General features: G+C 62.0%; 7 protein-coding genes. 3 read left to right on the top strand and 4 right to left on the bottom strand.

The window, feature by feature from the left end; translation table 11 throughout:
* Positions 1-176: 176 nt before the first annotated feature.
* From glxR to gcl, 3 genes are all read right to left on the bottom strand, one after another.
* Positions 177-1088 carry a 2-hydroxy-3-oxopropionate reductase gene (gene glxR, locus PI87_RS20720; RefSeq protein ID WP_039599601.1) on the bottom strand — a complete coding sequence of 304 codons (912 nt, stop codon included), beginning with the start codon at positions 1086-1088 and terminating at the stop codon, positions 177-179.
* 124 nt (positions 1089-1212) lie between these two features.
* Positions 1213-1995 carry a hydroxypyruvate isomerase gene (gene hyi / locus PI87_RS20715; protein WP_039599600.1) on the bottom strand — a complete coding sequence of 261 codons (783 nt, stop codon included), beginning with the start codon at positions 1993-1995 and terminating at the stop codon, positions 1213-1215.
* A gap of 52 nt (positions 1996-2047) precedes the next feature.
* Complete coding sequence (gene gcl / locus PI87_RS20710) at positions 2048-3823, bottom strand: glyoxylate carboligase (protein ID WP_039599599.1); 1776 nt, start codon at positions 3821-3823, stop codon at positions 2048-2050.
* A gap of 346 nt (positions 3824-4169) precedes the next feature.
* Here gcl and PI87_RS20705 point away from each other — a divergent pair, with 346 nt between their 5' ends.
* The 3 genes from PI87_RS20705 to PI87_RS20695 all read left to right on the top strand — a co-directional run bounded on the left by PI87_RS20705 (position 4170) and on the right by PI87_RS20695 (position 5776).
* A complete protein-coding gene (locus tag PI87_RS20705) occupies positions 4170-5081 on the top strand; it encodes a LysR family transcriptional regulator (RefSeq protein WP_039599598.1) in 912 nt (303 codons plus the stop codon).
* A gap of 130 nt (positions 5082-5211) precedes the next feature.
* Positions 5212-5466, top strand: a complete 255-nt coding sequence (locus tag PI87_RS20700) for a type II toxin-antitoxin system RelE family toxin (RefSeq protein WP_039599597.1) — start codon at positions 5212-5214, stop codon at positions 5464-5466.
* Positions 5450-5776 carry a helix-turn-helix domain-containing protein gene (locus PI87_RS20695; protein WP_039599596.1) on the top strand — a complete coding sequence of 109 codons (327 nt, stop codon included), beginning with the start codon at positions 5450-5452 and terminating at the stop codon, positions 5774-5776. Before PI87_RS20700 ends, PI87_RS20695 begins: the two co-directional genes overlap by 17 nt.
* Here PI87_RS20695 and PI87_RS20690 read toward each other — a convergent pair.
* Positions 5773-6360 (bottom strand): IMPACT family protein, encoded by a 588-nt coding sequence (locus PI87_RS20690; RefSeq protein ID WP_039599595.1) that lies wholly within the window; start codon positions 6358-6360, stop codon positions 5773-5775. The two genes, PI87_RS20695 and PI87_RS20690, sit on opposite strands and share 4 nt — an antisense overlap.
* Positions 6361-6366: the final 6 nt, after the last annotated feature.

Genomic DNA, 6366 nt, shown 5'->3' with positions numbered 1-6366 from the left:
GTTACGAAAATTCAAGGGATGGGTCGCCATCTCAGGCGCGCCTTTCTTTGCTTACTTTCTTTGGCAAGACAAAGAAAGTGAGTCAGCCCCGGCAGGGGATGAAACAAGGGATGCACCACAAAGGCCCAGCCCAAACAAAACTGCCGCCAACCAGGGGCGACGGCAGCATTCACAACTTAGGCGATGTCGTGGTTCGACATGATCTCGATCGCACGGCACAGTGCCGAGTGATCTTGCTTGCCCAGACCGTTGGCCGAGCAGGTGTTGAACAGCTCTTGCGCAGTAGCCGTGTTCGGCAGTGCCACGCCCAGTGCCTTCGCACCTTGCAGCGCCAGGTTCAGATCCTTCTGGTGCAGTTCGATACGGAAGCCCGGATCAAACGTACGCTTGACCATGCGCTCGCCGTGCACTTCCAGAATGCGCGAGTTGGCGAAGCCGCCCATCAGCGCCTGACGCACCTTTGCGGGGTCAGCACCGGCCTTCGATGCAAACAGCAGCGCTTCCGACACAGCCTGGATGTTCAGCGCCACGATGATCTGGTTGGCCACCTTGGTGGTCTGGCCGTCGCCGTTGCCGCCAACCAGCGTCACGTTCTTGCCCATCAGTTGGAACAGCGGCAGGACGCGATCGAATGCAGCTTGCTCGCCGCCAACCATGATCGTCAGCGAGGCAGCCTTTGCACCCACTTCGCCACCCGACACCGGCGCGTCCAGGTACTGCGCGCCGGTCTTGTTGATGCGCGAAGCAAAGTCCTTGGTGGCGATCGGCGAGATCGAGCTCATGTCGACCACGATCTTGCCGCCAGCAGCGTCCTTGCCTGCGTCCTTCAGTGCCTTGGCGACGCCCTTTTCGCTGAACAGCACGGCTTCAACGTGCGGGGTGTCCGGCACCATGACGAAGATGATGTCGGCACGCTTGGCAACTTCCTCGGCGCTCGTGCAGACCGTCACGCCGGCTTCCACCAACGCGGCCGGTGCCGGGTTGACGTCGTGCACGAACAGCGTGTGACCAGCAGCGCGCAGGTGGCCGGCCATGGGCGCGCCCATGATGCCGAGACCGATGAAACCGAGGTTGAGTGCATTTGCCATGGTGAGGGATCTCCTTGGGTCTTGAATGTGTTGGTGACTTGCGGGGCAGGCCCGGGTGGTCTACGCCGCTTTGTGGTGCCGGCAGGGTGTGAACCCACCGCGCCGGCACAAGGCGAACAGAAAATCAGGCGACGTTATGAGCGGCACGCCAGCCAAGACCCTCAACGGTCCCAGCCTTGGGCTTGTATTCACAACCAACCCAGCCCTTGTAGCCAATCTCGTCCAGCCAACGGAACAGGAACTGGTAGTTGATCTCGCCCGTGCCCGGCTCGTTGCGGCCTGGGTTGTCTGCCAGCTGCACATGCTTGATCTTGTCCAGATGGCGCTTGAGCGTGCTCGCCACTTCGCCTTCCATCCGCTGCATGTGATAGATGTCGTACTGCACATACAGGTTGGACGCGTCCACGTCGTTGATCAGGTCCAGCGCCTGCTGCGTGCGGTTCAGGAAGAAGCCGGGAATGTCGAACGTGTTGATCGGCTCGACCAGCAGATCGATCTTCTCGGCTGCCAGCGCCTTGGCCGCGAACTTCAGGTTGTCCACCAGCGTCTTGCGTGCAGCGTCTTCGCTCAGGCCTTCGGGGCGAATGCCCACCAGGCAGTTGAGCTGCTTCACGCCGAGCACCTTGGCGTACTTGATGGCTTCGCCCACGCCTTCCTGGAACTCACCCACGCGCTCCGGCAGGATCGCGATGCCGCGCTCGCCGCCGTCCCAGTTACCGGCCGGCAGGTTGTGCAGGACCAGGTCCAGTTGGTAGCTGTTCAGCTTGTCGGCAATCTGGTCTGCGTGGAACGCGTAGGGGAACAGGAACTCCACGCCGCGGAAGCCCGCACGCGCGGCGGCTTCAAAGCGGTCGAGGAAGGCCTGCTCGTTGAAGAGCATGGTCAGGTTGGCTGCCAGCTTTGTCATTGGGTTCTCCTTATCGGATGGTGAGGGCGAGGCGTGCCGCCTCGCGTCGTTCTTATGCGGTGGCGCCTTCGGCTTCCGTGAGGGTGTCTTCCAGGTCGAGGATCTCTTCGAACTCGACCACGTTGTCGATCTCCGTGCCCATCGCGATGTTGGTCACGCGCTCGAGGATCACTTCCACCATCACCGGCACCGAGAACTCGGCCATCAGCTTGCGAGCCTGTGCAAAGGCCGGTTCGATGTCTTCCGGCTTGAACACGCGGATCGCCTTGCAACCCAGGCCTTCCACAACCTTCACGTGGTCAACACCGTAGCCGTTCAGTTCTGGCGAGTTCACGTTGTCGAAGGCGAGCTGGACGCAGTAGTCCATGTCGAAGTTGCGCTGTGCCTGACGGATCAGACCCAGGTACGAGTTGTTCACGACCACGTGGATGTACGGCACCTTGAACTGCGCGGCCACCGCCATTTCTTCGATCATGAACTGGAAGTCGTAGTCACCCGAAATGGCCACCACGTCGCTGTTCGGCGAAGCCACCTTCACGCCGATCGCGGCGGGAATCGTCCAGCCCAGCGGGCCAGCTTGGCCGCAGTTGATCCAGTGACGCGACTCGTTGACCGACAGGAACTGCGCAGCCGCAATCTGCGACAGACCAATCGTCGACACGTAACGCACGTCGCGCGGGAAGTACTGGTTCATCTCGCGATACACGCGCTGCGGCTTGATAGGCACGTTGTCGAAGTCCGAACGGCGCAGCATGGTGCGCTTGCGCTTCTGCACGTCGGCGTTCCACGACTTGCGGCACGGCAGCTTGCCGGCAGCCTTCAGCTCGCGGGCGACTTCAATGAACTTCTCCAGCGCAGCCTTGGCGTCCGACACGATGCCCAGGTCCGGACCGAACACGCGGCCGATCTGGGTCGGTTCGATATCGACGTGAATGAACTTGCGGCCCTTGGTGTAGACGTCGACGCTGCCCGTGTGGCGGTTGGCCCAGCGGTTGCCGATGCCGAACACGAAGTCCGACGCCAGCAGCGTGGCGTTGCCGTAGCGGTGCGACGTTTGCAGACCGACCATGCCAGCGTTGAGCGGGTGGTCATCAGCCAGCACGCCCCAGCCCATCAGGGTCGGGACCACGGGCACGTTCACCAGCTCGGCGAACTCGACCATCAGCTTGTCCGCATCGGCGTTGATCACGCCGCCGCCGCACACCAGCAGCGGGCGCTCGGCTTCGCACAGCATCTCGATGGCGCGCTCAGCCTGGGCACGCGTGGCCGCGGGCTTGTAGACCGGCATCGGGCTGTAGGTGTCGATGTCGAATTCGATTTCAGCGACTTGCACGTCGAACGGCAGGTCGATCAGCACCGGACCCGGGCGGCCCGAGCGCATCAGGTGGAACGCTTGCTGGAACACGCGCGGCACCAGGGCCGGCTCACGCACGGTGACGGCCCACTTGGTGACCGGCTTGGCGATCGACTCGATGTCGACAGCCTGGAAATCTTCCTTGTACAGGCGGGCGCGGGGCGCTTGACCGGTGATACAGAGGATAGGAATCGAATCCGCCCAGGCCGAGTACAGGCCCGTGATCATGTCGGTGCCTGCCGGGCCCGAGGTGCCGATACACACGCCAATGTTGCCGGGTTCGGCACGGGTGTAGCCTTCGGCCATGTGCGAGGCGCCTTCAACGTGGCGGGCCAGCACGTGGCTGATGTTGCCCGCCTTGCGCAGGGCCGAGTACAACGGGTTGATGGCGGCACCAGGCACGCCGAAGGCGGTGGTGATGCCTTCTTTTTCAAGCACCGCAACTGCGGCGTCAATCGCTCTCATCTTCGGCATGGTGTGTCTCCAGGAAGGGGAAGGTGGGAATAGGGTTGAGCTGATCCTATTCCCGCATGCCGATATGGATAAACGCAGCTTTGGTCAGTTGATTGCTAACTCTGTATATCGAATAATTTTGCGTGCTGCACCAATCCGGAGGCAATCACGGTGCCGGAAAGGCTTGCAATAAAGCCGTTTCTGGCTATTTTGCTGCATCGCAAAAATCCCGTGCATTGGGCGCGCATCGATCACATCGTCCGTCGCCATTTTTGCCATTCGTCACAGGTGATATGCGCCAGAAAGTCGCAATCCAGGTACGGAATACTCACTAAAATGGTCAGACATTGCGAACTGGAATGATGGAATGGACAAGCTCAAGCAGATCGAGGCGTTCATCGCCGTGGTGGAACACGGCAGCATGGCCGCCGCCGCGCTCACGCAGGACGTGACGCCCGTCATGATCGGCCGGCGCATCAACGCGCTGGAGGCCCGCCTGGGCGTGAAGCTGCTGCACCGGTCCACACGCCGCATTGCCGTGACGGAGCAGGGCGCGGTGTTCATGGAACAGTGCAAGAAGGCACTGGGTGAATTGGACCGCGCCGAGCTGCTGGTGGCCGAAGGCCGCCACAAGGCGACGGGGCACCTGATCGTCTCCGCGCCGGCTGCGTTCGGCCGCAAGCACGTCGCGCCGCACGCGCCGGACTTCCTGCGCGCCAACCCAGACGTGCGCTGCTCATTCAATCTGACCGACCGCGTGGTCGACCTAGTGCGCGAGGGCTACGACGTGGGCATCCGCATTGGCGGGGCGATTGACCCGAACTTCGTGGCGATCCGCCTGGCGTCGAACAAGCGCGTGGTGTGCGGCACCCCGGCGTATTTCGCCAAGCACGGCGTGCCGCGCACGCTGGATGATCTGGAGCGCCACAACTGCCTCGCCTTCAACCTGCAGGGCGGCCAGCAGCGCGGCTGGTACTTCCAGCAGAACGGCAAGGCCGTCACCGTGAAGGTAAACGGCAACCTCGATTGCAACGACGGCGAACTGCTGCACCGCTGGATGGGTGAGGGCCTGGGCCTGGGCTGGCGCTCAACGTGGGAGATTCAGCCCGAACTGGAATCCGGCGCGCTGATGACGGTGCTGGATGATTACGCGCTGCCTGACTACGACATCCTCGCCGTGTACCCGCAGCAGCGGCCGGTGCCGGCGAAGATTCGCTTCTTTATTGAGCACCTGAAAACGGTGTATGCGCAGGCGGGGTATTGGTCGCGCAGCAGTTAAGTCAAGGTGCAGTCTGATCGACGCTATCCGGGCAGCTGGGAATCATGGCGGGCTAGCACGCCATGTGAGCCCTGCCGATGAAAACATATAGAATATATTATAAACTTATAATCCATGGTCCGATCGCATCATGAATGCGATCCAATGGACAACACGAGCTGCCAAGCAGCTTCGGAAGCTGGATCGGCGACAACAGCAAGTGATTGTGCGAGCGGTAGGCGGGCTTGTCACAATGCCGGCGTGCCAGAACGTCAAGGCATTGGCCGAACACCAGTATGGTTTCCGACTGCGTGTCGGCAACTACCGTGTGCTGTTCGACTGGGATGGCGACATCCGTGTAGTTGAAATTCAAGAAGTGAGGAAGCGCGATGAACGCACCTACTAACATCCAGATCATCAACGGTCCGGACGGCTCACCGGCGTTCGTTGTCATTTCTTATGCCGATTACCTTGCGGAGCGCGCTGAAGCCCGGGACCTGGTTCCCCACGCTGTGATCGAGCGCACAGTCGAAGGCGTGTCGCCGGTCCGTGCCTGGCGCGAACATTTGAACCTGACGCAGGCCGAGATCGCAAAACGCCTGGGCATTTCGCAGCCCGCCTATGCACAGCAGGAGAGTAGCGACAAGTTGCGCAAGTCATCCCGCGAGAAGATTGCCAGGGCATTGGGCATTCTTCCGGAGCAGTTGGATTTCTAACTCGCGATGACCACGCGTCCCTGCGTCAAATCCCGCAGCGTGACCCGCGCCTGCGCCTCGTCCGTCACCGGCAACCGCACGGTCAGTGTGACGCCCACATCGTAGGCAGCATCGACCAGCACATAACCGCCATCATCAATCCACCGCCGGATGCGCGCCTCATCGGCGTAATCGGTGACGAGAGTGAGGGTAGTGCGGGCGATGCGCTCCACACGTTCGGCCTGCATGAGCGCGGTGGCGATGGCGTCGGTATAGGCGCGCACGAGACCGCCTGCGCCGAGCTTCACGCCGCCGAAGTAGCGCACCACGGCGCCCAGCGTGCTGTCCAGATCGTGATGGCGCAGCACTTCCAGGATCGGCCGGCCAGCAGTGCCGGAGGGTTCCCCATCATCGGACATGCCAGATTGCCCGCCCGCCAGCAACGCCCAGCAGACATGCGTGGCGGCCGGGTGTTCAGCACGCAGGCGCGCGACGACCTCCATGGCGGCAGCCCGGTCCTCGACCGGCACGGCCCATCCGATAAAGCGGCTTTTCTTGATATCCAGCTCAGCCGAAACCGGCGCGCGCAGTGTGTACGTCGGCACGCGCGA

Source organism: Ralstonia sp. A12 (assembly GCF_000801955.1).
In the GTDB taxonomy this organism is placed as follows: Bacteria; Pseudomonadota; Gammaproteobacteria; order Burkholderiales; family Burkholderiaceae; genus Ralstonia.
The sequence above is the reverse complement of the archived record's forward strand: the minus strand, read 5'-3'. Positions and strand labels throughout refer to the sequence as shown.

Coding starts and splice junctions, on each gene's coding strand:
- gcl (WP_039599599.1), bottom strand. CDS start 3,823: ATGCCGAAGATGAGAGCGATTGACGCCGCAGTTGCGGTGCTTGAAAAA.
- PI87_RS20695 (WP_039599596.1), top strand. CDS start 5,450: ATGAACGCACCTACTAACATCCAGATCATCAACGGTCCGGACGGCTCA.
- glxR (WP_039599601.1), bottom strand. CDS start 1,088: ATGGCAAATGCACTCAACCTCGGTTTCATCGGTCTCGGCATCATGGGC.
- hyi (WP_039599600.1), bottom strand. CDS start 1,995: ATGACAAAGCTGGCAGCCAACCTGACCATGCTCTTCAACGAGCAGGCC.
- PI87_RS20700 (WP_039599597.1), top strand. CDS start 5,212: ATGAATGCGATCCAATGGACAACACGAGCTGCCAAGCAGCTTCGGAAG.
- PI87_RS20705 (WP_039599598.1), top strand. CDS start 4,170: ATGGACAAGCTCAAGCAGATCGAGGCGTTCATCGCCGTGGTGGAACAC.